This is a genomic window from Olivibacter jilunii, assembly GCF_900607235.1.
GTDB classification, from domain to species: Bacteria; Bacteroidota; Bacteroidia; order Sphingobacteriales; family Sphingobacteriaceae; genus Olivibacter; species Olivibacter oleidegradans.
Genome location: NZ_LR027852.1, coordinates 470,946 through 494,445 on the forward strand (window position 1 = coordinate 470,946; position 23,500 = coordinate 494,445).

Consider the following 23,500-nt stretch of genomic DNA (forward strand, 5'->3'; position numbering starts at 1 on the left):
CATTACCCGCATAACATCATCTTTGGACCAGATTCGTAGCATCTTTGCTGTGTAAGCATTCAACAAGTAGGTTGTCTCCAGGGTGAGTCCAGGTTTTTCCTTAAAAACCTGGACTCACCCTGGACTCACCTCGAAGAAAGACCCTGTCAAAACGCTACTTTGTCTTATCCACCTATCCAGTCGTACCTTCCTTTTTCGAATACGTTTGTTCCATTGTCGAGCAAAATGATTAAATCGAAATTCATAATTTTGTATCTTTGAATTAATTAACTTATATGCAATGGAGAAAGCGGAGACTTTACAGGAATACTATAGAAGAACGTGTAGAAAAATGCCGCCGGATTTGATAGAAGGTGGTGGTAATAATGCCCACTTCAATGTCTTAAAACGAAACAATTGTTATGCAAGCTTACATTTTTCCCGCAAGGATTATTACAAAATCTGTTTAACGCTGGGAAGCGCCATATTGCATACTGATAAAGGCACAATTTCCATTGATAAACCGGCGATTTTCTTTTCTAATACCAATGTGAGATTTGGTTGGGAAAACACATCCCCGGCTCAGAAAGGCTATGTTTGCTTGTTTAACGATTTGTTTATTGGTAATGAATTGCGGAAGGCCCTGTCTAATCTATTTAACCTGTTTCGAAATGACGTATACTCCTTTATCTTTCTGAGTGAAGAGCAATACGATTTACTATCTCAATATTTTGAATGGATGCTTAAGGAGTATAATAGTGAATTTGTTTACAAAAAGCAGATCATTGAAGACTTTTTACGATTGATTACTTATACGACAGTTAAATTACGGATGGAACGGGGTGCGTCAGAGAAGCGAATTCCGGATAGCGACCTAGTAAATCGATTTTGTGATCTACTGGAAAAGCAATTCCCTATCGAGTCTCCCGATAATGCGCTGGTTCTTAAAAGCCCGGCTGATTATGCACTACAGCTGCAGGTTCACGTGAATCACTTAAACTACAGTTTGCGTTCCTATTTTGGTAAAACTACCAGCGATCTTATTCAAGAACGAATCTTACAAGAAGCGCTCGATTTGTTACAATACAGTCATTGGCGTATTACCGAAATCGCATTCAGCCTAGGTTTTGAGTATCCTCAGCATTTTAATAATTTCTTTAAACGGAAAACCGGTAAAAGTCCAAGAGAATATCGGAGTCTGCTGTTAAGTGATATTTGATTTCATTAACTAATATTTGATTTGCTTATTTTTCGATAGCGAATAGTCCGCTAGTTTTGTAATGCTAAAAAACAGGGTATTATGAAGCTATACAATAGCAAATTTGAGAAGATCAGTACGATTTCTACCTTTATTTTAATTCCTCTATCAGGACTTGTAACCGATGTTTATATTCCATCTTTCCCAGAGATGCAATCGGTTTTTCAAACAAGCGCGGCAGGTATTCAGTTGACGCTTTCTTGCTTTTTGATCAGTTACGGGATTACCATGTTTGTGGCCGGGAGTGTAGTTGATAGTTTTGGAAGATATCGAATTATATTAGGCGCCTTATTGTTATTTGCATTGAGTAATTTTTCGATTGCTTATGTGCATAATCTTTACTTCCTTTATGCTATACGCGTTTTACAGGGAATATTGACCGCGCTGATCGTGGTGGCCAAGCGTGCCTTTTTAGTTGATATCTATACCGGCGAAAAGCTCAAACATTATATGGGGTTGCTGTCGGTGGTCTGGTCGCTCGGCCCCATTACAGCTCCCTTCTTGGGTGGGTACCTGCAATCTTATTGGGGTTGGACATCTAATTTTATTTTCCTAGGTGTTTATGCTTTGTTTTCTTTTACCTTGGAATATATATTCTGTGGGGAAGCAATGCGTCAGGCCCAGGCCTTCCGTATGCCTACTATTATTGCAAGTTATCGCAAGGTGTTGGGAACGAAGGAGTTTTCACTAGGGCTCTTCGTGTTGGCAGCAAGTTATTCGATGGTCCTGATTTTTGGTATGACGGCTCCTTTTATTATCGAAGAACAATTCCATTTATCATCGGTGGTAACCGGTTATTGTGCGCTCATTTCCGGTTTAGGCCTTTTTGTAGGAGGTATGTTGGCTAAGCAATTAACCAGTCGTCCGCTGCTAATGAAGTTACGAATCGCTAATTTTTCTGAATGCATGATTGCGCTATTGATGTTTTTCGTTGGTACGTTGTTTACGAACCTATACGTATTAATGTTATTTGTATTCAGTATGCATGTTTGTGCGGGCTTTATGTACAACGTCTATTTCACTTTTTGTTTAACACGTTTTCCGCAAAACGCGGGTATATCCAGTGGTATTACCAGCGGAGGTTCTTATCTCATAACCTCGGTGCTAAGCTATAGCACGATTAGTCTGGTAAAAGTGAGTAGCCAAAGTACGCTTGCCATCTGTTATTTTGCAATGGCCGTTGTGACATTTTCACTATTGCAAGTATTGAAAAAGATTCGGATGAGTGGGGTAGACTAAGCATTCAAAGAGATTAATTGCTATCTTGCCATGCTTTTTATCCGCCCATCTAGATGAAGTAGTGTCGGAAAAATGCAGCGTACTCTCCGGTTGCAAGTAGAAAATCATGCAATGAAGAAGCTATTAAGGATATTAAAATATATGATGGTCGTTATTCTCAGTGTAGCCGTTTTGTTAGCGATTACGGTTTTTTTTTATATTCGACAAGATAAATTTGGTCAAGCACCTTCGGGTAAGCGACTAGAGCGGATAAAGCAATCACCCAACTACCGAGATGGACAGTTTCAGAATCTACATTTTACACCAACGATCACCGAAGGATACTCTTTTATCGGTGTACTTTATAAGTTCTTTTTCGGTAAGGATCCGAGAAACCGACCGACTGATCCACTTCCTACTGTTAAAACAAACTTACAGCAACTGGACCCGAATGCTAATCTTCTGGTTTGGTTTGGGCATTCTTCCTATTTATTACAGCTAGACGGCGTACGCTATTTGGTGGATCCGGTATTTTGTGGGAATGCATCACCCGTTCCGGGATCGAATAGAAGTTTTAAAGGAACCGATATCTATACCGCAGCGGATATGCCATCGGTTGACTATCTCTTGATTACACACGATCACTATGATCATCTTGACTATGAAACGATTGTGGCGTTGAAGGATAAGGTGACTCGGATAATTTGTGGTTTAGGGGTAGGTGCCCATTTTGAACATTGGGGATATGAAGCCGATAACATTATTGAAAAAGATTGGAATGAAAAGGTTGTCGTTAATACCCAAACAACCTTGCATACCTTGCCTACCCGCCATTTCGCAGGTAGAAGTTTCAGCAGAAACAATACACTTTGGCTCTCATTTTTGTTGGAAACCCCAACCAAAAAAATCTATTTGGGCGGTGATAGCGGTTATGATACCCATTTTGCGACGATAGGCAAGCAATTTGGTCCGATTGATTTGGCGATTCTTGACAATGGACAATACAACCCCGCCTGGCAAGCGATTCATATGCTTCCGGAAGAAGTTATAAACGCTTCGAAAGACTTAGGAACCAAACGTCTTTTTCCGGTACACTCATCAAAATTTGCGCTTTCTCTGCATGCCTGGGACGAACCCTTAAAAAGAATAAGCATACTCGCTGCATCGGAGAAGTTGCCTTTTATTACGCCCATGATAGGGGAGGTAGTCCGCCTCGATGATCCTGCCCAGACCTTTACAGCATGGTGGAAAGGTGTAAAATAACCATATTTTATTTTCGCTGAAACATTTCAGTAGGCGGTTTGTTAAAAGGTAGTTACATTAGTAAAATCACTGAAAAATGGGATTATTTAGAACAATACTACTAGGCGCAGCCGCTTATGGTGCCTATAAATATGCGACGAAGAAAGATGCAAATGGCCGATCGATGGTGGATGATATTAAAGAGAAGGCACCGGCATGGAAAGAGAAAATAATGCGTTTCAAAGACGATATGGAACGGGAACTTAAACATCGAACATCCGGTGAGTATAAGTAACCTTCGTTTAAAAACCGAAGATTACTTATACTGAAAGACAAGCTGCTTTTAAAAGTTGTAAGAGAGATTCATCGTTAGGGTGGCCCCGTTTCCACGAACGTATTCGGCATCAATTGCGCGATATTGGCTAACCACTGGATAGTAGGAGCTGTTTAACAGATTCTCTACGCCCATCCCTAGGGAAAACTTGTTGTTGATTCGGTATAAAGCAGAGAGATTAAGCAAGCTGACAGCGTCTACCGGTCCTTCACTGTTAGCATATAACCCGTTTGAGCGTGGCTCAAAGCGATTTCTATCGCCCGTATATACCCAATTTAGCTTAAGATCGAACTCAGAGGAAGGACAGAAAGCAATATAAGCCGTCGCTTTAGGCGGGGCGATGCGAATACCATTCATATATACTTTTGTACCGTCTTCCTGCTCTGATTTGCCTTCTACAAAGGAGTAACTTGCTCCAACCGTCCATTGCGGACTAAGAAAAGCGTCAGCTGTTACTTCATAACCATATACGCGTTCCGGCTCACGCTGCGGTACCAGGTATCCGCCAACATCAACTAAGTTCGCGCCAAACTTGGAAGTGCTAATATAGTAAGCAGCCGTAAGGTGAAAAATATCGAAACGACTGCTGATACCCAGCTCATAATTGTTCGTAATAATCGGATCCGTCTCGATACTTTCAAGCGTACTTTGCGTAGCCCTACGTAGAATACGTCCCAACTCATTGATGGCGAAGCCCTGCGAAAAGCTAATGAATGGATTTAAGAAATCGTATTTGTTATAGCGCAAACCAACATTGAACATGGTGGCGTGATACGGGATTTTACCCCCCGATACGGCTATGCTTCCCTCACCATTAGGACCTGTCGCGATGGTATTGAAATCCTTTACTTTTACATTGGCATTCTCGTAACGCACACCTCCTTTCAGCACCAAATGATTCCATAGGTCTAACTTAAGCTGTGCATAAGGTGCCAGATTAACCATGTCCATATCCGGGATGTAAACACGGCCATCGGTTAGAATTTGATTTGTTCGGTCGTTTAGCAGATCGAGCCCATAGGTAAGCTCTGCTTGGAGGTCGTCATGTATAGCCCAAGGTGTATTGAGGTTTAAACGCAAACCCTTTTTAAAAGATTGAATTTTTGTTTGTCCGGGCCCGTACCACGCGGTTCCTTGTTCAACATAACGATTCATGGAAACGAAGCGATTATAATAAGCCGTTATATCGAGTGATGTACGGTATGGCAATGCATCGTGGTGATAAGAAAGGAAAACGTTATGGTTATAAGGTGTACCCGCCGGTTCACCTGGATCATCTCCTTTGACCCCAATGGAAGGCCTCTCACGGTATTTTCCAACAACATTGACATAATCACTGTGCTGAACACTTCTAAACAGATTGTAGGATGCTGTAAGGGCGCTATGCTCATTCGGCTTATAAGCAAGCTTAATAAAGGTGTTGTAGAGATTATTTTCCCCAAGACCGTCAGCCTGTGCGTTCACTTCGCCTTTAGCATCTTTTAATACACCGGTGTAATTGTATGTTCCACTTACAACATAAGAGAATTTATCAATCGAGCCTTCGAAGAGCTGTGAAATCCGATAGCCAATCGTATTGGATGGGTGCACTAGATTTCCGCTCGTTCCGATACTGGTCGTTCCTCCAAAACGTTTTCCCACTGCCGGTGTTTTGGTAATGAAGTTAATGATACCTCCCCCGGAGCCATTGCCGTAAATTGAAGTTGCTCCCTTGATCACTTCCACACGTTCGATGACAGCTGGGTCAAGCGTACGTATATCCCGGGCCCCATTCATCAAGGGTGTCGATTGTGGAATCCCATCGATAAGCACCAATACCTGCCGACCACGTAGGGTTTGTCCGCTATTGGTGGCCTTGTTTGTTCCTGTACCTAGTCCCGGAATCGTATTTCCTAAAATAGTAGCTATAGAGGGGTTGACGTTGGTTTGTTCTTTAACCTCTTGAGCATTGAGAATACTAATAGATGAGGGTACTTCGTCGATACTCTCCGGCTTGCGGCCAGCGGTAATAACCACCTCATTAAGGGCGATATCCTGACTGAGTATAAACTCAATCTGTGTCGCGGTGTTCGTTGTGAGCTGGACTTCTTTGGTTGTTTCTTTATAGCCTATGTAGCTGGCTATCAGCTTGTAATTTCCTTCTGGTAGCGTATTTGTAACAAACTGGCCCCGTTGATCCGTTTTTAAGATGGTTTTTCGAACACCAATGCTGTCAAGGACCTTAATGGTTACATCTTGTAGCGGCGCACCTTTATCATCAATAATTAATCCTTTTAATATGACCTTTTGCGATTGTGCAAAAGAGAGGGATAGAGTAAGTAGGCATAAGCTTGCGAAAAGTAGAAGTTGCTTCATTGACGTCTTTTGTAAGATGGCTGAATTTAATCGGCACAAATGTATAGTTATTTAGACCTATTAAAAATAGCAAATTACGGGATGACAATAATATGACAGAATCGGGGCTAAAATTCTTTGTTCCCAAATTCGCTCTCCGGAAGTTTGAGTTTATTCTTCAATTTATTTAGCTGAAAACTGAGGTTTAAGAGTAGGATATCTTTTTCGTAAATATAGTTTGTAGTGGTATAGAAATCGGAACCAAAGGTTGTAATCCGTTGCTCATTAGCCTGGATGAATCCCAGATCGATATTTTGCCACTGTAGTTGCGCACTGAACCGGCCGTTCATGAAAGTTTTTTTCAGTGCGAGGTTAGGTGATATAAAACGAGAATCTCTTCCTTGAGCTGTTGGACGAGCCGACAAATAGTTAAGATTTCCTTGAACGTTAAGTGTGGAATTTATTTTATAGTCTGTGTTAAAATTTATGGCATAGACCCAATCGCTATTGGCTACATCGATCTGTTCATCGAATAACGTCCCTTTTATATGGTACTTATATAGATTGGCGCCTAAATAAATTTGCCATTGCTTGGTTATCTGTGTATTGATACCCGTTTCCAGACCATAGCTATAGGCCTTGCCCGCATTCGTATAGATACGATTTAAAATCGTATCCGTATATACGCTATTTACCCGTTGAATGGGGTTTTTAATATCTTGATAGTATAAGGTGGAGAAAAATGACCCCTTTTTGAAAGTTTTGATAAGCCCTAGCTCTGCCAGGTATATAAACTCGGGTAATAAATCAGCATCTCCCTGCTCCAAGGTTTCTGAATGTTCACGCTCAGGTATAGGGTTCAATTCAAAATTATTGGTTCGCTGCACTCTTCTACTGACGCCGGCTTTTGTTTGCCACCCGCTGCTAAGTGTATAAAGTATATTGGCTGAAGGGAATAAATTGTCCAAAGTAAGTACATGAGGTGCCTCTTCCCCTCGCAAGTTTACATTACGATTTGCATGTTCGTAGCGTAAGCCTCCCGTATATTCGAACTTTTTATGCTTACCGGCGTATTGGCTATAAAGCGAATGAATGGAATTCCGAGCGTCTATTAGACCAGAAAATTCCGGATCAACGACGAAAGTATCTCCCTGTTTTGTTGAGTAAATAAAATCTCCGTTTTGCTTGTCTTCCCTGAATTGATAGCCACTTTCCCAGCTTCCTTCGCCAATTTTTACCGAATAATCCAATTTAGCTCGTAATCCTTTGAGCGGGTTTTTATAAGTGTTAAGAGTATGTTGAACGGTCGTATTCCCTTCTATATTTTTATTATCTGTAGAACCGTATAAGTCGGCATATTCGTAGAGTAGCGAAAGAGACAGGTTGGATCGATCATTAAATTGATGGGTATAACCAAAATTTCCGAGTACAAAGTTACCTTGTTTTGTTTGGAGATTAGCATTAAAATAGGAAGTCCTTCCTATAACTTGCTGATTTTCCAAATCTATTTTGGTATTGTTATAGTAAATATCAGCCACACGATCCTGAAATTTGTGTCCTGCAAAAAATCCGATTGAGAACGTGTTCTTCTCATCTGCTTTAAATTCGATATTAAAGCGTCCGCCGTAATTGTACTTATCAAAGCTGCGCTCACCATTCGACGGAAAGGTAGTTTTAATTTGATTGATAATCGTATAAACGTCGCCCTCTCTGAACCCGGCGTTATCATTGCGAAGGTAGTTAGCACTTGCCGTTAAATCCCATCGGTTATTTTTATAGTTGAAGGAAATATCAGTGCCATAACGTTTTTGACTTTCTTTATTATTGTAATCGTTAAAACTGGGAAAGCCAGTTTGTAGGTTTATCGCAAGAAAAGAACCGTTATCCACTCCTGTTTTTGTAGTGATATTGATAATACCACCTTTACCATCCGGATCGTATTTTGCTGATGGGGCGGTAATCAGTTCAATATTTTCCACGACATTAGCGGGAAGTTGACTTAATATCGTCTGCACATCCGTTTGTACTGCTTTACCGTTTATCAATACCAAAAAGCCACTAGACCCTCGTAATGTAATTTCTCCCTGCCCATTGATCGCTATTGATGGCATATTTTTGATAATATCGATAGCAGTTCCACCCTTTGCCGTCTCAAACTGGTTTGCTTTGTACACTTGCTTATCTATCTTATGATAATTTAGATTGGGTTGAGCTGAAACAACCACCTCGTTTAAAAAGGTAGCGGATGGTTTCAATTCTATTGCTTTTATAGCTAAATGTTCGCCTGCATGGAGCGGTGTCAGTTTGATTACCTGCGTTTCATAACCTAAAAATCGTATTTTAAGCAGGTATTGTCCTGCTTTTAATTTTGCGAGTGAGAAAGCGCCGCTTTCATTTGTCATAACGCCATCTACAAAAGCTGAATCATGATTGTTTTGATGTATGCTTACACTTGCGTAGCTTATTGGGCTATGGCTTAACGAATCATATACTTGGCCGGAAACTTGAGCTTCTTGAGCCAAAGCGGAAGATGAAAGAAAAAATAATAAAAAAGAAAGTACGTACAGATTTTTCATACTTGCGCTAAGCTAGGATAGTTATCGCGATAAAAATGGTGAAAATCGATCTATCTTTGGTAATTTATGATAAAGCACGAAACTGATGCGGTGTTATGTTCGTGTGCTTTTTGAAAAACTTTACAAAATAGGACGGATCGTTGAATTGCAGTCGGAAAGCAATTTCGCTAATGGTAAGGTTGCTGAACTGTAAATAACGTTTGGCTTCAGAAAGGGTAAAGGCTTCGACAATCTTCTTTGCTGATGTTCCAGCCACCTTATAACAAATGTCATTAAGCACTTTCGACGGAATGTTTAGCTTTTCAGCATAAAAGCTTAGATTTCTATTGGTTCCCTCGGTTGTCGAAATCAGATCAATAAATAATGCATATAGGTCTAGGTATCTATTGTCAATATCCTGCTTGAGCCCCTCTTGTAGTAGGGTGCCTAAAATACTCTTCAATAATCCCTCGATAATTAAATCCTGAAAATGCTGCTCTTGCGAATATACATGGTAGAGGCTTTCGAAAAGGTTTCGAATCGGTTGAATATCGTGCTGGAGGGGCAGATGTTCAATTCTCCAGAACAAATGAAACAGGGCTTTTAGTTCGGTGTCTTTACTATGGTTTATAAATTCATCCTTTATAATCAGAACAAAGCCTTCGGGTTCGCTGACGATATCCCAAGCGTGGATTTGGTTCTTTTTTAGGATGAAGATAGCGGGTGCAGCGATAGGATAGGCGGTACTATCTATCAGATGCACACCGTCACCCTTCCATAGAAAGATGACTTCGAAATAGTTTTTATGCTTGTGGGGTTCGGTATTCCGTATATGCTTTCGAAAAGGTGCTATTTTAAATGTTTTGTCTAAACCTATTTTCTCTTTTATCTTAAATGCCTGCATTCTTCATCGCTATATGATTCGTCTATAAAAATAAGAAGGGTCCACTTAATTTCTGCAATTATTCTCTATAAAAATAGTAGATTATTTAGTGCCAATTTTAAGTGACAGACGAGAAATGATGAGATATAGTTTTGCACGACAGATAAAAGATAGATAAAGCACCTATGTTCGTACAAGCTTCGTACGTTGTTCGCGTAGATAAGGATCTATTGGGAATCAACAGCGAATCACCTAGGAGTTTAAAGGGTTCGCGGTCGGATAGAAGTCCCATCTGATTCGCTGTTGATACGGTTTGAGCCCCAGATGGATGGGGCTAAACACCTACAAATTAAAATACGATTGCGAGGCAGAAAGGCTTAGTAATGACAGGGCCTGAAATTTATGTTCTAAATTCCAGGCCCTGCGAATTGTTGTTGTGTGACGAAATGCTATAGATTGTCGTTAATGTCAACAACTTCTATTTCAAATACTAGTGGAGAGTTGGCGGGTATTTTTTCATTAGCTTTATCATCGTAGCCCCAAGGTGATGGGGTTACAAAACGGATCTTAGATCCTTTTTTCAATCCTGAGCTTGTCAATCCAAAGGTCGGCATGTTCTGACCATTATAAGTAAATGAGCTTGGTATGAAAGCATATACCCAGGCAGGGATAATGTTAGAACCTAAATTGGTTTTAAACGTTTTTTTGTTGGCTAAAGAATCACTTGTTTGATCAAATACAGTTCCATTCAGTAACTGCCCTTTGTACTTTACTTCAATAGTAGGCGCTACAATTTGACCTATTGAATTCAATTTGTAGGTATAAGAATCAGATTGACCTGGCTCCAATACCTCGTACCAAATACCCGTACTATCACTACGCCTTGGATTGGTCCATCCATTGTCAGGGTCTTGAACATAGGCTCTCAAGATCGGTTCTTGTTCGGCAAGTACTTTCCGTATGCGTGCTTGTCGGATGGAATCCTGTCTTTCCTGTTCCCTTCTTATTTCATCGAAATCAGTTTTATTACAGGCTGAAAAAGCAATTAGCACCCCAAAAAGTAGAAATAGAATTTTGTTTGTGTGTTTCATTTGTATATACGTTAATTTTTTCCTTGGTATTGTTCAGGTTGATTGATAACATCTGAATAATCCTTGTCGACCTTTTAACGTTTATATACTGACTTTCGCTACAATAAATTGTTTTAGCGGAAAATTGATATTGATAGCGTCGGATAAATCTAACCTGCCTGATTAAAAATTAATGGTTTTCTGCGATTGAAAAACAACGGATAAGATTTTAGCTTAGCGAAAACTCTATCAATAATAAAACATATGAAATTAATATTAAGCAGTTTGTGTTTTCTGCTCATTGCGGGATTCTTATTTGCACAAGGAAATGAAGTGCAGGAACAAAAAGAAAACATGTTCATTGAAGTAAATTCCAAAAATGAGCAAGTTCTAAAAACAGCCGACGAATTGTCGGAGCGATTGAAAGAATGGAATTACTGGCATCTGGTCTCTGCACCGGAACAGTCGGATTTGCAGATGCGCGTTCATATAGAAGCTTCTAAGGGAATCACAGCAACTTCATGGGGAGGTACATCATACGCATTGAGTGCAAAAATAATTGACCAAAAAGGAGAGGTACTTTGGGAATCCACTACCTATAAAGCCAGTCCTAATGGAATGAATGGCTTCAATGCAGGAAAGGCTGTGGTGAAGAAACTGATGCGTGATTTGAAAAAGAAATATCCGCAAAAATGACCCGACTGTTCTGACCTTCGGCGGAAATCCCAAAGATTTATTTTTATTGATTCTAAATAAGAGGAAGATATTTTTATATTTGCCTCTCTTTAGAATTAGTTTAAATAATATCAAATGAAATATCAACTTTTCCTTTTATTCAGTTTCCTTTCTTTGTCCCTTAGCACTAGGGCCCAATCCAATCATACGCAAAACAAACTTCAAGGTGTTGTAAAAGATCCCAATGGTAATTCATTGGCGGGTGTGACCGTTTGGCTAAACGATAAGATGACGTTAACTAAAACGGATAGTGAAGGATACTTTCAATTCATGGCAAGACCTGGCGAATATATATTGCACCTAAGTTTTGTTGGCTACAAACATTATCAAGCAAAAGTGTCTGTTAAAGAGGGGGAAGGCCTTTCATTGGATATAGTACTTGAATCAAGTCAAGAAGCATTGCAATCGGTAGAGGTGATAGGGCGCAAAGAAAGCGGGTACAAAAACACCAATAGTTTTAGCGGAACGAAAACAGCGACTCCCATTAAGGAGACTCCGCAATCCATCAGTTATGTAACCAAAGAAACCTTGGACGATCAGCTGGCCTTTAAAACCAGTGATGCTATCAAGAATGTGAGCGGTGTGAACCAGTATTCGTATAATAATAATGATTTTGTATTGAGGGGCTTCCGTGCAAGTAACACCCTAATAAACGGCCTGCGTATTTCAACCCGTGGTTGGGCCCAGAACCTGCTACCTTATGTCGAGCGCATTGAAGTAATTAAAGGACCTGCTTCTGCACTTTTTGCCAATACCGATCCGGGAGGTACTATTAACACGGTCACTAAAAAACCCTTAGATGAGGCGCGTAAATCAATCAATTTTACAACCGGGAGTTATAACACTTATCGAACCACGATGGATTTTACAGGTCCGATGAACGATAGTAAAACGCTATTGTATCGGCTTAACTTGGCTTATCAGAATGCGGAATCCTTTCGTATACTGCAAGATGGTTCAGCACTGGTATTGGCCCCTTCTTTTTCGTTTATACCAAACGATCGAACACGTGTTAACTTCGATTTGGTATATCAATATAATAAAGGTCGACTCGATCGAGGGCAACCGATTTTTGGGGCCTCTTCCGGTACGGATCTGTATTCGACACCGATATCCTTTGCCATTGGACGGAAAAATGATTACCAAAATGAGTTGAATCTATTTTCAACCATTTCGTTACAACATCGGTTTTCTGACCATATCACTTTTAACGCATCTTATCTTAAATCTTTTTATGATGAAGACTTATTGGAACATCGTACATCGAATCAATATGCAGTAGATTCATTGGGAAATCAAATCCCTACATTAATGGGCATGCAAACGATACGACGTCTGCGGAAAAATTATATTGATAATCTGAGCACTTATTTTAATTTTGATTTCAACACCGGGCCTTTTGAACATAAACTCCTGATCGGTTATGATCATATCGAGGAAACCTTTCCAAAAGGTAACTCTACCTATAATGCCAGTGGCTTTTTAAGCAGCGATGGAACGCGAACCTATAGTACTTATGATCCGCAGCATCCGGAACGATATCAGTTTGCAAATGGGATTCCGGTGCCTAATGTGCCTTATTTCGATTTAGCAGATCCGGATTATTCTATTTCAGAGATTTCGCAATATATGAATGTACCGCGAGAGGAAACGCCGACTAAGTATTTCGTAAACGGGGTATATGTACAAGAACAATTGAAATGGAATAGGTTGCAAATTTTATTGGGCTTTAGACAGGAATTCTATACAGATATACTCAATTATACAAAGGCTGATGAAAGGCATGTGCAACAGAAGGCCTTCATTCCAAGGCTTGGCATCGTGTATACACCAATCGAACCTGTGAGCTTTTATGCAACCTATACGGAGGGTTATCAACCCCAAACAGCCAGTACTATAGGCGATCCGGAGACTTACGGTGGTCCGTTTGACCCACTGATCAGTAATATGGTAGAAGCTGGTGCAAAAATGGAATTCTTTCATAAAGGTCTATCAGTTACTACGGCGGTCTATCGCATTGAACAAAACAATATCTTAGTTAATGCAGGAGCGGAGGGAAATCCGGACCTACTTCGGCAAATAGGGCAACAGCAAGCCAAGGGGGTGGAGGTGGAAGCGTATGGAAGCATAACGTCTAACTTTAGTATAACCGGTAATTTCTCCTATAACATAGCAAAGATAACCGAGAGTGATGATGTGAGTGAGATTGGTGAAATGATGCCGAATGCGCCGAAGAGCCAGGGAAATATTTGGATGAAGTATAATTTTATGAGGGGTGCGCTCAATGGAATCGGTGTAGCTCTTGGCGCAAATTATGCGACGCGTAGAAATACAAACAGTGATATCTTGCAGTTACCCTCTTACTGGGTTGTTAACGCTGCGTTGTACTACCGTATTGATAAATTCAAAATACAAGCGAATTTTAATAATCTTCTCGATAAAACGTATTGGGTGGGTGGTTTCGACTTCAATCGACTTTTTCCTGGAGCACCTCGGAATCATTTGGTGTCAATTGGTTATACCTTCTGATTGTAAAAGCAATTAGTGCAATAAATGGTTTTAGAAGAGCGGGTCAACTCGCTCTTCATTGTGTAATAGTGAGCAAATGCGACAAAAGCGTATCATTCGCGTTCCAATGGATTTTTCAGTCCAATAATTTGGTAATTTAGTTTGTCAGATTAAAAAACCTATTATGCACAGTAGAAGGATAAACCATAATCAACGAAACAGTAAACGAAGACCTAGGCATGGAATTACATTCATTGAAAAACAAAGTACACTTGATTTTTCAAGCATTTTACTGTTTTCTTTCATTATTGTACTATTGGTCGCAATTTTTTCAGTTGATGATACGGATATTGTAACCTGGCTGAACGCCTTTACCAAACGATGAGCATCAGTGTTTACCGGTGTTCATCGCTTGTCTTTAATCTTTTGATCTTTAAAAAGGAAAAGAAATAAAACGAATACGAGCGAAGCAATGATTGCGGGAGAAATCCATAATTGCTTCCAAAAATTAACCACTTGTTGTTCTTTCAAATATTCGGTAATATATCCTGCAACCCAAAAACCGATTAGCATACCCACACCGTACATAGCGATGGTAACCAGCCCTTGGGCAGATGATTTAAAGCGATCACCGGCAATGGTATCGGTATAAATTTGTCCAACAACAAATAAAAAATCATAACAGACTCCATGCAATAAAATAGCCGTTATCAACATGAAGGATAAATTATCAGCGTTTCCATAAGCGAAGAGGAGGTAGCGTATAATCCATGCCGCAATACCTATAAGGATTGTTTTTTTATAACCTAATCTGGAAAAAAAGAAAGGGATAAATAATAAGCAAATAGCTTCTGAAAATTGTCCTAAAGCCATTTTGGCGGTTGGATTCGGTAGACCGATAGCGGTTAAAAAGGGATTAGCATTCTGGTAGTAAAAAGCTAGCGGTATACAAATGAGGATGGCTGAAGTAAAGAAAATTAAAAAATCTTTCTGTTTTAGCAACTGTAGCGCATCTAAACCTAAAAGTGATGCCATGCTCTTGTTTTTTTCAGTCTTAACAGGCGGCGTAGCCGGTAAGGTAAAACTAAATAAGCCCAGGAGTAGGGATGAGAAACAGCCTAAAAGAAAGGTGTATTTAAGGGCGCCTGAGGCAATAGCCTCACTTTTATCCCAATGGAAAATATAACTGATGGTTATCCCCGCAATAATCCACCCAATAGTTCCCCATACGCGGATTGAAGGAAATTGTTGGCGTGGATTGGGTAAATGCCTAAAGGAAATGGCATTGCTGAGTGCTAGCGAAGACATATAAGCAATAAAATAAGCCAAAACATAAGGATAAAAATCACTTGCTTGAGTGGCTTGGTACATTAAAAATAACAAAAAGGCCCCAAAAAAGTGCAATATACCGAGCAGTCGCTCCGCTCGAAAATACTTATCGGCAATCAGTCCGATAAAGAAGGGGGCAATAACGGCACCTAACGAGTGTGTGGAAAATATATTGGCCATTTCAAACCCGGTGGCTTTTAAGTTGCTTGTTAGGTAAGTGCCTAATGTGACAAACCAAGCGCCTTTGATGAAATACTCTAAAAACATCATAAAGGACAGTTGGATGCGGAGCGAAAAATTCATGCAAGTTTCAGTGGTTTTTTTCCTAAATTAGTGAAAGTTTTAGAATTTGTTGAAGAATTTTTTAAAGAACTACCATATAGATCCTAATATATTTGACCCTCGAGCATGACAAATGACTTCTAATTTACCTAAACATGTTACCATAGATGCTTTCGTATTAGCGGGCGGGCAGAGCTCCAGAATGGGAGAAGATAAGGGGTTGATACCGCTGAATGGCAAAGCTATGGTGTCCTATATTATCCAAACGCTGCAAAAAGCAAGGCTATCGGTAAAGTTAATCGCTAATCATGCTGCTTATCGAAATTTCAGCCTTCCTGTATATGGTGACGTGGTCATTAATAAGGGGCCGATGGGTGGTTTGCTAACCGCTTTGGAGAATACCTCGGCAGATTTGGTACTTTTAGTAGGGTGCGATATGCCGCTTATATCAGTTGAAGCAATAGCATACTTAATCTCATCCATTGATCGTGAGCATTTAATTGTTTCCATGATTAATAATAAACCCAATCCCTTATTTTCATTATATCCGAGTAGTTTAAAAACTGCGGTCAGAGAACATGTTATGGCGGATCAATTGAAGATGACCGATTTCATCCTAAATAATAAAACAACCCTATGTAAAACTTTTCCTGGACACATGAGTGGGTGTTTTCAAAATATAAACGATAAAGCAGCGCTGCTTGCGTTAGAAACAAATTGGGAGAAAGCAAAACTTGATATCCTGAAATTTTGATAAGCGTAGGCGCTACAGTTCTTTGTTTTTTTTATGTAAAAAAATAAGGAATTTGACTGCTTGACTTTTATTGTGAAAAATAAAAAAGAGTCGACATAAACGTAGTTGAGCTGTTATTATTTAGGTGAATGTGTAGTGCTGAATGCTTTGCGGCAAGTTTTGCGATTCGGTTTATGGTGATGATCATGTTTTTTGTGCTTAATCGGAAAAATAAATCTTAAAACGGATGCGTGGCTAAGTTTTCAATTAAACGAAAGTTTATCTAAGTTTGTGCGCTAAAAAATAATAAGAACATATGGATTTTGCAATAATTGCTGCAGGTGAGGGCTCTCGTTTAGCGAAAAGCGGTTATCCTTATCCAAAGCCTTTGGCTAGGTTAAATGGCATACCCTTGATAGAGCGCTTGATCACTACTTTTGTAGCTCATGGCGCCGATACAATCCATATCATCGTTAACGAAGAATCAACGGAGCTGGCTGAATCGTTGCATTCAAATCGCGAGAATACGCAAATACGGGTTGTGCAGAAAAGCACGCCAAGCTCGCTGCACAGCTTTTACGAATTACTAAAGGAAGTACCGAATATAGAAGAGTTATGCGCAACTACGGTAGATACGATCTTTAAAGAGGAAGAATTTGGCGCTTATTTAGAGGAATTTAGGCGCAATACCTCATTGGATGCTTTAATGGCAGTTACCCCATTTGTAGAGGATGAGAGTCCTTTATATGTGAGAACGAATGCAAGTGGTGATGTAATGGCCTTTACTGACAAAAACGAGGACAGCACGAAGATACTTGTATCTGGCGGGATTTATGCCTTGCGGCGAAAGGCTTTAGCTTGTGTGCCTAAGGCAATTGACAATAATATTGAACGTATGCGCAATTTTCAGCGCCTACTATTAGAAGAGCACTTAAACGTGAAGGCATTTACCTTTGATAAAATAATAGATATTGATCATTTAGCGGATTTACAATTGGCTGAAACATGGTTAAATGATTAAAAATATCTCAATAAATAAGAAGTGAAAAATATTAAAATATTAGGCGTTCGACGAGGAAGGACCTTTTCTCCAAACCACATAGGAAATGACGAAGCTATTTTTTTGTTAAGTGTAGAGGCATTAAAAAAAGAAGGATACGATGTTCATATCTACACCGAGGAAGAGTTTCTTCAGGATGAGACGATTGCTGCTGATACATATATCGTTTCGATGGCTCGTGAGAAAGCTGTTGTAAAGAAGCTACAAGATTTAGAAGAGAAAGGAGCTTGTGTAGTCAATTCAGCTTTTGGAGTGGAGCATTGTTTTCGGACGAATATGACTAACCTACTGTTAGAAAATAAGATTCCCTACCCGAAGAGTATTATTGTGTCGACTGATTGTCGCGATGAGCGCTTATTTAACGAGTTCCCACAACCGGGGGTCTGGATCAAACGTGGCGATTTTCATGCCATCCATAAAGAAGATGTTACTTTTGTTTCCTCAAGGGAAGAAGGTTTGGAAATTTTGAGGGAATATGCATTAAGAGGAATTCCCGATGCTGTTATCTCGAAACATTTGGCCGGTGATTTAGTGAAATTTTATGGCGTTAGAGGAACCGACTTTTTCTTTTGGTTTTACCCCTATGAACATAATCACCATAAATACGCGCATTACGAACAGATAAATAGTAAACTGGTATATAACCCCTTTGATGAGAATAAGTTGAAACAAATAGCGCTGGATGCAGCGGCCGTTCTTAATGTACACATCTTTGGTGGAGATGCAATCATTGATCCACAGGGAAATATCATAGTCATCGATTTAAATGATTGGCCCAGTTTTGCTCCTTGCCGGGAACAGGCTGCGTCTGCTATAGCCCAACTTTTAACAAATATCTTCCAGAAACAGTTAGATGGAATCATTGCAAGTGAAAAATAAAAAGCAAGAGAATAAAGACATTTTTGAGAGTTCATTAAAATCTAATGATACCGAAGAAAAAATAGATATCTATTTTTATCGGCCTATAGGACTTCAAATCGCTTTTTTCTGCCAAAAAGTAGGTTTAACACCAAATGCTGTAACTATTATCAGTATCTTTTTTGGGGTAGCGGCGGGTATCCTTTTCTATTATCCTTCGCTAACTATTAATGTGGTTGGCATGTTACTTTTAATGTTCGCAAACTCACTGGATAGCGCCGACGGACAGTTGGCGCGTCTCACGAACAATAAGAGTAGATTTGGCAGGATTCTTGACGGTTTCGCAGGCGATTTCTGGTTTGCTTCTATCCATATCGCGATATGCCTCCGGGCTATGAATGAAGGTTGGTCTGCTGCTGTTTGGATTTTCGGTATCCTCGCGGGTGTATCTCACTTGGTTCAATCGGCCATGGCAGATTATTATAGAAATGTGCATCTTTTTTTTATAAAAGGGACTAACGGAAGTGAATTAGATAACAGCAAAGATTTGCAGGAAGAGTATGATCAGATGAGCTGGTCTAAACAGGCATGGACTAAGTTTGTTTCCAGAGGGTATTTGAACTATACCAAAATGCAGGAACGTTTCTCTCCCAACTTACAAAAGCTGTTAGGTATTATCCGTAGCGACTTTAAAGAGGGCTTACCTGCAAAACTAATTCATGATTTTCGGCAAATGAATAAGCCACTGATGAAGTACACGAACATTGTACAATTCAATACCCGTGTTATTTTTCTTTTCTTGTGGCTCTTTATTGATTATGCTTGGATTTACTTCTTTTTCGATTTGTTTGTCCTGAATCCTATTTTGATCTATATGTGCAACCGGCAGGAAAAAGTAAGTGCACATTTTTATGAGCGCATTAATGAATATAAAGCGTAAATGGCTAGCAAAGTTTACAAGATACTTTTCTTTGTTATAGGTATTGCAACCCTATGCTACATGGTATACGCACTGGGGGTGGATGTCATTTGGGATAATATAAAAAAGACAGGCTGGTGGTTTTTACCCGTCATCGGTAGTTGGCTTCTTATATACATATTGAATGCCATCGCTTTTAAAGCGATTATTCAAGAACCCCGAATCCCGGCAAGTAATCTTTCCTTTGCATCAGTACTAAAGCTGACAATTAGTGGCTATGCCATTAACTATATTACACCTTTTGTTGCGTTGGGTGGTGAACCTTATCGTATTATGGAATTGAAACCGCGACTGGGAATTCAAAAAGCGAGCTCGTCTGTTTTGTTATATAGTTTAATGCACATGTTCTCTCATGTGTTGTTCTGGCTGGCGTCCATTATATTAATCCTGATTTATGTTCCTATCAATGCCATTATGGTAATCGGATGTTCCGTCATGTTCATCACGGGCGTTGTTTTGTGTTATTGGTTCGGACGGGTTTATAAAAAAGGATTTACCTTAAGTACTTTTAAGGTATTAGCCAAAGTCCCTGGCTTGAAGCGTAAGGTGGGCGACTTTGTTGCCGAAAAACACGATAGCCTTAAAGAAATTGATAACCAGATTACAGAATTATACGCACAGAGAAGAGAACGTTTTTTCAAATCATTAGCCTTTGAATTTATCGCCAGAGTAGTCGGTTGTCTCGAGATTTTTTGTACAGCGAAAGCGATAGGCTTGAATATGAGTATAGTGCAGTCCCTTATTATTAGTTCAGGTTCATCTTTATTTGCCAACCTTATCTTCTTCTTTCCGATGCAATTGGGTACTAGAGAGGGAGGGCTGGCCTTAGCACTGAAAAGTGTGGGGATGCCTGCATCGGCCGGGATTTTCATTGGTATTATTATGCGTATCCGCGAAGTCGTTTGGATTATTATCGGATTGGCACTCATGCGTATATCTAAAACCAACACCGAAGCGAACGAAACATTGGAAGAGATTAACAATAACATCAATATTCAGTAAATATGATTAAAGGCTTATTATTTGATTACGGTGGAACAATCGATACGAACGGTCGGCATTGGGCAAATGTGATTTGGGGGGCGTATCAGGCCGCGGGTGTTGAAACAAGCTTTGAACAATTTATGGAGGCTTATACCTTTGGCGAAAAATCGTTGGCTATTCATCCGATTATTAAGCCGCACCATATTTTCAGTGAGGTGTTACATTTAAAAACTCAGCAACAATTTTCTTACCTTAAATTGGCAGAGGGTGAGTACTCAAAAATAGAAAAAATCGTTAGCCACTGCATGAAGTTAGTTCTTACGACGGTAACAGAGGCTAAGAGAACACTCGACTTATTAGCTGAAACATATCCGATGGTGTTGGTGTCTAACTTTTATGGAAACATCCAGTCGGTATTGGCCGATTTTGGGTTAGCTGACTATTTTAGTGACATTGTGGAATCAGCTATAGTTGGGGTACGCAAACCTAATCCGGCGATTTATCAGCTCGGAGTGGACCGAATCGGTTTAAATTCAGCAGAATGTGTTGTTATAGGCGATTCTTTCAAAAAGGATATTATTCCTGCTAAGGAAGTTGGCTGTAAAACCATTTGGCTTAATGTCGACGGCATTCAAGAGGACCTCTCGGTTGTTGGAAATGAGTTTGCTGATGTGCAAATTACCGATTTTGCTCAGCTTCCCGAGGCTCTTCAAAACATAAATACACAATTTGTTATATAAATAGCTTAACCTCTGTGTTCTCCCACGGAGAGAGCCGTAACATTGCCTTTATCATATATACGGTAAAGTAACTAAAACATTTATTTATTAAATTTGATAGCTGGAATAGGTTTGCCGCATAAAAATGGTAAATTGCTATCTAATTATGAATAAATAGATTGTGATATATAAGTTACGATCTAAACCACATACCGATTATGATAGAAAGCTTGATTAAGCAAAAGATTAGAAATTTATTGCCAGGCTATTTTGCAATGGTTATGGCGACGGGTATCATTTCAATTGCTTCGCTTTTAGTTGGTTTCGGCGTCTTAGCTTGGTTACTATTCTATTTCAACATTTGTTTTTTTTTCGCTTTATTTTGGTTATTCATTTATCGGATTCTATATTATCGTGCTGAAGTGTGGCAAGACTTTAAGAGCTATCAAAGAGGCCCCGGCTTTTTTACTATCATAGCAGCCTTGTGTATTATGGGAAATCAGCTTATCTTGTTTTATCAAGCTTTTACGCTCGCTGGCATAGTACTTTTATTGGCCTTACTCATTTGGCTATTGATAGGTTATGGGTTCTTTTTCCATATAACAGTAACGGAAGAGAAAAAGCCGCTAAAAGAAGGAATTAATGGTACATGGCTCGTATTCATTGTGGCTATACAAGCCTTATCCGTACTTATTTCTTTTATTGCCAAGGAATTAGGAGAACTAAGCTATGTTGGTTTGTTTATAGCTTTATGTTTCTTTTTGTTGGGATGTGTCTTTTATCTCTACATCATGTCTCTCATTATATATCGTCTGTCTTTCTTTTCTTTACATGCCACTGAATTTGGTGCTCCATACTGGATCAACATGGGGGCAACAGCCATTTCGACGCTGGCAGGATCCATGCTTATTCTGCACGCAGGTGATTTTGCCTTTCTGTCTCAGATTCTTCCCTTTTTAAAAGGCTTTACGTTATTCTATTGGGCTGCAGGTACTTGGTGGATACCCTTATTATTGTTATTGGGTTTTTGGCGACATGCGATCAAGCGCGTGCCCGTTCCGACCAGTGCAAAGGGTTATGATCCTACCTATTGGGCTATGGTTTTTCCATTGGGTATGTATACGGTTTGTACGTATCGATTAAGTGAGGCCTTATCTATTACATTTCTTAAATTCATTCCAGCTGCCTTTATATATGTAGCATTATTTGCTTGGGTTGCCGTCGCATTAGGATTTATCAGGTATCTATTGTCTCTTGTTCAAAAAGAAACACAAACATAAAGTGGTTTAAATCAGTCACAAAGCAAACAATTACCGGAAAGGATTGTTAAACGGGAGGTGACGTTTGAGTGAAGCGAATCATTTCATATTTACTTAAATTATGTATAAACTCTTCCAAACCTTAAATCGTCGTGCTTTTGTTAAAGCGTTATTAATGACGATTTTAGTGATCGTTTTCGTTTGGGTCGGGTCGCGCAAGCTTCAAAATTTTGATCCGGCACTAATAGCTTATTTAACGGGTACCATCTTTGCTGTTTTTGGAACGACCTATCGGTATGCGGTCTGGACTCAGCGGCCACCTACAAAACTTTATTGGCGTAGAAGTGTTGGATTTCTCTTCAGCGTACATTTTTTTCCTTACTTATGGAACTCCATCCGATTGTTTTTTCGAAATATTCTTTTTCAACGATTTATAGCTTATCGGAGTAAAACTAGATGGTTTGGTCATTTTCTACTGTCGAGTGGCTGTTTGATGGCCTTTGCCATTACAATACCACTTACCTTTGGGTGGATACATTTTGAACTAAAGCCAGGCGATGACACGACCTATCATGCGATGCTGTTCGGTTTTGAGGCAGGAACGTTCAGCCTGGGATCTCCTTTAGCTTTTATCGCCTTTCACTGTTTGGTGTGGTGCTCTGTCTTGGTTACTATTGGTGCAGTGATTATGATGAAGCGCCGATTTACAAATGGTGGATTAATTGCTACGCAAACTTTTGATGATGATTTATTGCCGTTGATTTTGTTGATCGCCATTTCGGTTACGGGATTAGGAATTTCTTATGATTATACGTTTTTAGAGGGTAAAACATACCAGTTTATGGCCGTTACACATGCGATAACGGTCATATTATTTTTGCTGTGGCTACCTTTTGGAAAATTCTTTCACATTTATCAGCGTTTCGCGCAATTGGGCGCTAACTTATATAAAATTGAAGGGAGGCGGCGAGGAATGGCTGTATGCCCACATACTAAAAAAGAATTCGCATCGAAAACACATATCGAAGATTTGAAAAAGGTAACACAAGAGCTCGGATTTGACTTCAGCAAGCCCGATGGTTCAAGTCATCTTGATTTGAGTCCTGAAGGTAAACGCGCCGCTTTAGCAAGAGCGCATTTTCAAGTGAGAAAGGAATCAGGAAGCTTCTTTGGTTAATTAA

At 39.7% G+C, this 23,500-nt stretch carries 19 protein-coding genes; 14 read left to right on the forward strand and 5 right to left on the reverse strand.

What is annotated here, in order from left to right:
* The first annotated feature begins 280 nt into the window (after positions 1-280).
* From E0E36_RS18075 to E0E36_RS18090, 4 genes are all read left to right on the forward strand, one after another.
* Positions 281-1,198, forward strand: coding sequence for a helix-turn-helix domain-containing protein (locus tag E0E36_RS18075; RefSeq protein ID WP_013665941.1), 918 nt, complete (start codon positions 281-283; stop codon positions 1,196-1,198).
* Between the two features lie 81 nt (positions 1,199-1,279).
* On the forward strand, positions 1,280-2,476 hold the full coding sequence (locus E0E36_RS18080; RefSeq protein WP_130857183.1) for an MFS transporter: 1,197 nt from the start codon (positions 1,280-1,282) through the stop codon (positions 2,474-2,476).
* Between the two features lie 111 nt (positions 2,477-2,587).
* Positions 2,588-3,718 carry an MBL fold metallo-hydrolase gene (locus tag E0E36_RS18085; RefSeq protein ID WP_130857184.1) on the forward strand — a complete coding sequence of 377 codons (1,131 nt, stop codon included), beginning with the start codon at positions 2,588-2,590 and terminating at the stop codon, positions 3,716-3,718.
* Positions 3,719-3,794: 76 nt separating this feature from the next.
* Positions 3,795-3,992 (forward strand): hypothetical protein, encoded by a 198-nt coding sequence (locus E0E36_RS18090; protein WP_013665944.1) that lies wholly within the window; start codon positions 3,795-3,797, stop codon positions 3,990-3,992.
* A 48-nt stretch (positions 3,993-4,040) separates the two neighbouring features.
* On the opposite strand, the gene E0E36_RS18095 is transcribed toward E0E36_RS18090, so the two are convergent.
* From E0E36_RS18095 to E0E36_RS18110, 4 genes are all read right to left on the reverse strand, one after another.
* A complete protein-coding gene (locus tag E0E36_RS18095; RefSeq protein WP_130857185.1) occupies positions 4,041-6,386 on the reverse strand; it encodes a TonB-dependent receptor in 2,346 nt (781 codons plus the stop codon).
* Between the two features lie 107 nt (positions 6,387-6,493).
* Positions 6,494-8,941 carry a TonB-dependent receptor gene (locus E0E36_RS18100; protein ID WP_130857186.1) on the reverse strand — a complete coding sequence of 816 codons (2,448 nt, stop codon included), beginning with the start codon at positions 8,939-8,941 and terminating at the stop codon, positions 6,494-6,496.
* A 64-nt stretch (positions 8,942-9,005) separates the two neighbouring features.
* Entirely contained in the window at positions 9,006-9,824 is an 819-nt protein-coding gene (locus E0E36_RS18105; protein ID WP_130857187.1) for a helix-turn-helix domain-containing protein, read from the reverse strand.
* A 428-nt stretch (positions 9,825-10,252) separates the two neighbouring features.
* Positions 10,253-10,894 carry an FKBP-type peptidyl-prolyl cis-trans isomerase gene (locus E0E36_RS18110; RefSeq protein WP_130857188.1) on the reverse strand — a complete coding sequence of 214 codons (642 nt, stop codon included), beginning with the start codon at positions 10,892-10,894 and terminating at the stop codon, positions 10,253-10,255.
* A 243-nt stretch (positions 10,895-11,137) separates the two neighbouring features.
* Between E0E36_RS18110 and E0E36_RS18115 the strand changes: the two genes are divergently transcribed.
* On the forward strand, positions 11,138-11,569 hold the full coding sequence (locus tag E0E36_RS18115) for a hypothetical protein (protein ID WP_130857189.1): 432 nt from the start codon (positions 11,138-11,140) through the stop codon (positions 11,567-11,569).
* Between the two features lie 114 nt (positions 11,570-11,683).
* Entirely contained in the window at positions 11,684-14,137 is a 2,454-nt protein-coding gene (locus E0E36_RS18120) for a TonB-dependent receptor (protein WP_130857190.1), read from the forward strand.
* A gap of 384 nt (positions 14,138-14,521) precedes the next feature.
* Here E0E36_RS18120 and E0E36_RS18125 read toward each other — a convergent pair whose 3' ends face one another.
* Complete coding sequence (locus E0E36_RS18125) at positions 14,522-15,748, reverse strand: MFS transporter (RefSeq protein WP_013665954.1); 1,227 nt, start codon at positions 15,746-15,748, stop codon at positions 14,522-14,524.
* Positions 15,749-15,860: 112 nt separating this feature from the next.
* On the opposite strand from E0E36_RS18125, the gene mobA reads away from it, so the two are divergent.
* From mobA to E0E36_RS18165, 8 genes are all read left to right on the forward strand, one after another.
* The gene (gene mobA / locus E0E36_RS18130; protein ID WP_130857191.1) at positions 15,861-16,481 is read left to right on the forward strand and encodes a molybdenum cofactor guanylyltransferase; all 621 of its coding nucleotides are present in this window, start codon (positions 15,861-15,863) and stop codon (positions 16,479-16,481) included.
* A 295-nt stretch (positions 16,482-16,776) separates the two neighbouring features.
* On the forward strand, positions 16,777-17,481 hold the full coding sequence (locus E0E36_RS18135) for a nucleotidyltransferase family protein (protein ID WP_130857192.1): 705 nt from the start codon (positions 16,777-16,779) through the stop codon (positions 17,479-17,481).
* 21 nt (positions 17,482-17,502) lie between these two features.
* A complete protein-coding gene (locus E0E36_RS18140; protein WP_013665957.1) occupies positions 17,503-18,399 on the forward strand; it encodes an RNA methyltransferase in 897 nt (298 codons plus the stop codon).
* Positions 18,374-19,318, forward strand: a complete 945-nt coding sequence (locus E0E36_RS18145; protein WP_130857193.1) for a CDP-alcohol phosphatidyltransferase family protein — start codon at positions 18,374-18,376, stop codon at positions 19,316-19,318. Before E0E36_RS18140 ends, E0E36_RS18145 begins: the two co-directional genes overlap by 26 nt.
* Positions 19,319-20,359, forward strand: coding sequence for a lysylphosphatidylglycerol synthase transmembrane domain-containing protein (locus E0E36_RS18150; RefSeq protein ID WP_013665959.1), 1,041 nt, complete (start codon positions 19,319-19,321; stop codon positions 20,357-20,359).
* A gap of 2 nt (positions 20,360-20,361) precedes the next feature.
* Complete coding sequence (locus E0E36_RS18155; RefSeq protein WP_130857194.1) at positions 20,362-21,081, forward strand: HAD family hydrolase; 720 nt, start codon at positions 20,362-20,364, stop codon at positions 21,079-21,081.
* A 197-nt stretch (positions 21,082-21,278) separates the two neighbouring features.
* A complete protein-coding gene (locus tag E0E36_RS18160; RefSeq protein WP_130857195.1) occupies positions 21,279-22,340 on the forward strand; it encodes a tellurite resistance/C4-dicarboxylate transporter family protein in 1,062 nt (353 codons plus the stop codon).
* 100 nt (positions 22,341-22,440) lie between these two features.
* Positions 22,441-23,496, forward strand: coding sequence for an MFS transporter (locus tag E0E36_RS18165; RefSeq protein WP_130857196.1), 1,056 nt, complete (start codon positions 22,441-22,443; stop codon positions 23,494-23,496).
* Positions 23,497-23,500: the final 4 nt, after the last annotated feature.

Coding starts and splice junctions, on each gene's coding strand:
- E0E36_RS18075 (WP_013665941.1), top strand. CDS start 281: ATGGAGAAAGCGGAGACTTTACAGGAATACTATAGAAGAACGTGTAGA.
- E0E36_RS18080 (WP_130857183.1), top strand. CDS start 1,280: ATGAAGCTATACAATAGCAAATTTGAGAAGATCAGTACGATTTCTACC.
- E0E36_RS18085 (WP_130857184.1), top strand. CDS start 2,588: ATGAAGAAGCTATTAAGGATATTAAAATATATGATGGTCGTTATTCTC.
- E0E36_RS18090 (WP_013665944.1), top strand. CDS start 3,795: ATGGGATTATTTAGAACAATACTACTAGGCGCAGCCGCTTATGGTGCC.
- E0E36_RS18095 (WP_130857185.1), bottom strand. CDS start 6,386: ATGAAGCAACTTCTACTTTTCGCAAGCTTATGCCTACTTACTCTATCC.
- E0E36_RS18100 (WP_130857186.1), bottom strand. CDS start 8,941: ATGAAAAATCTGTACGTACTTTCTTTTTTATTATTTTTTCTTTCATCT.
- E0E36_RS18105 (WP_130857187.1), bottom strand. CDS start 9,824: ATGCAGGCATTTAAGATAAAAGAGAAAATAGGTTTAGACAAAACATTT.
- E0E36_RS18110 (WP_130857188.1), bottom strand. CDS start 10,894: ATGAAACACACAAACAAAATTCTATTTCTACTTTTTGGGGTGCTAATT.
- E0E36_RS18115 (WP_130857189.1), top strand. CDS start 11,138: ATGAAATTAATATTAAGCAGTTTGTGTTTTCTGCTCATTGCGGGATTC.
- E0E36_RS18120 (WP_130857190.1), top strand. CDS start 11,684: ATGAAATATCAACTTTTCCTTTTATTCAGTTTCCTTTCTTTGTCCCTT.
- E0E36_RS18125 (WP_013665954.1), bottom strand. CDS start 15,748: ATGAATTTTTCGCTCCGCATCCAACTGTCCTTTATGATGTTTTTAGAG.
- mobA (WP_130857191.1), top strand. CDS start 15,861: ATGACTTCTAATTTACCTAAACATGTTACCATAGATGCTTTCGTATTA.
- E0E36_RS18135 (WP_130857192.1), top strand. CDS start 16,777: ATGGATTTTGCAATAATTGCTGCAGGTGAGGGCTCTCGTTTAGCGAAA.
- E0E36_RS18145 (WP_130857193.1), top strand. CDS start 18,374: ATGGAATCATTGCAAGTGAAAAATAAAAAGCAAGAGAATAAAGACATT.
- E0E36_RS18150 (WP_013665959.1), top strand. CDS start 19,319: ATGGCTAGCAAAGTTTACAAGATACTTTTCTTTGTTATAGGTATTGCA.
- E0E36_RS18155 (WP_130857194.1), top strand. CDS start 20,362: ATGATTAAAGGCTTATTATTTGATTACGGTGGAACAATCGATACGAAC.
- E0E36_RS18160 (WP_130857195.1), top strand. CDS start 21,279: ATGATAGAAAGCTTGATTAAGCAAAAGATTAGAAATTTATTGCCAGGC.
- E0E36_RS18165 (WP_130857196.1), top strand. CDS start 22,441: ATGTATAAACTCTTCCAAACCTTAAATCGTCGTGCTTTTGTTAAAGCG.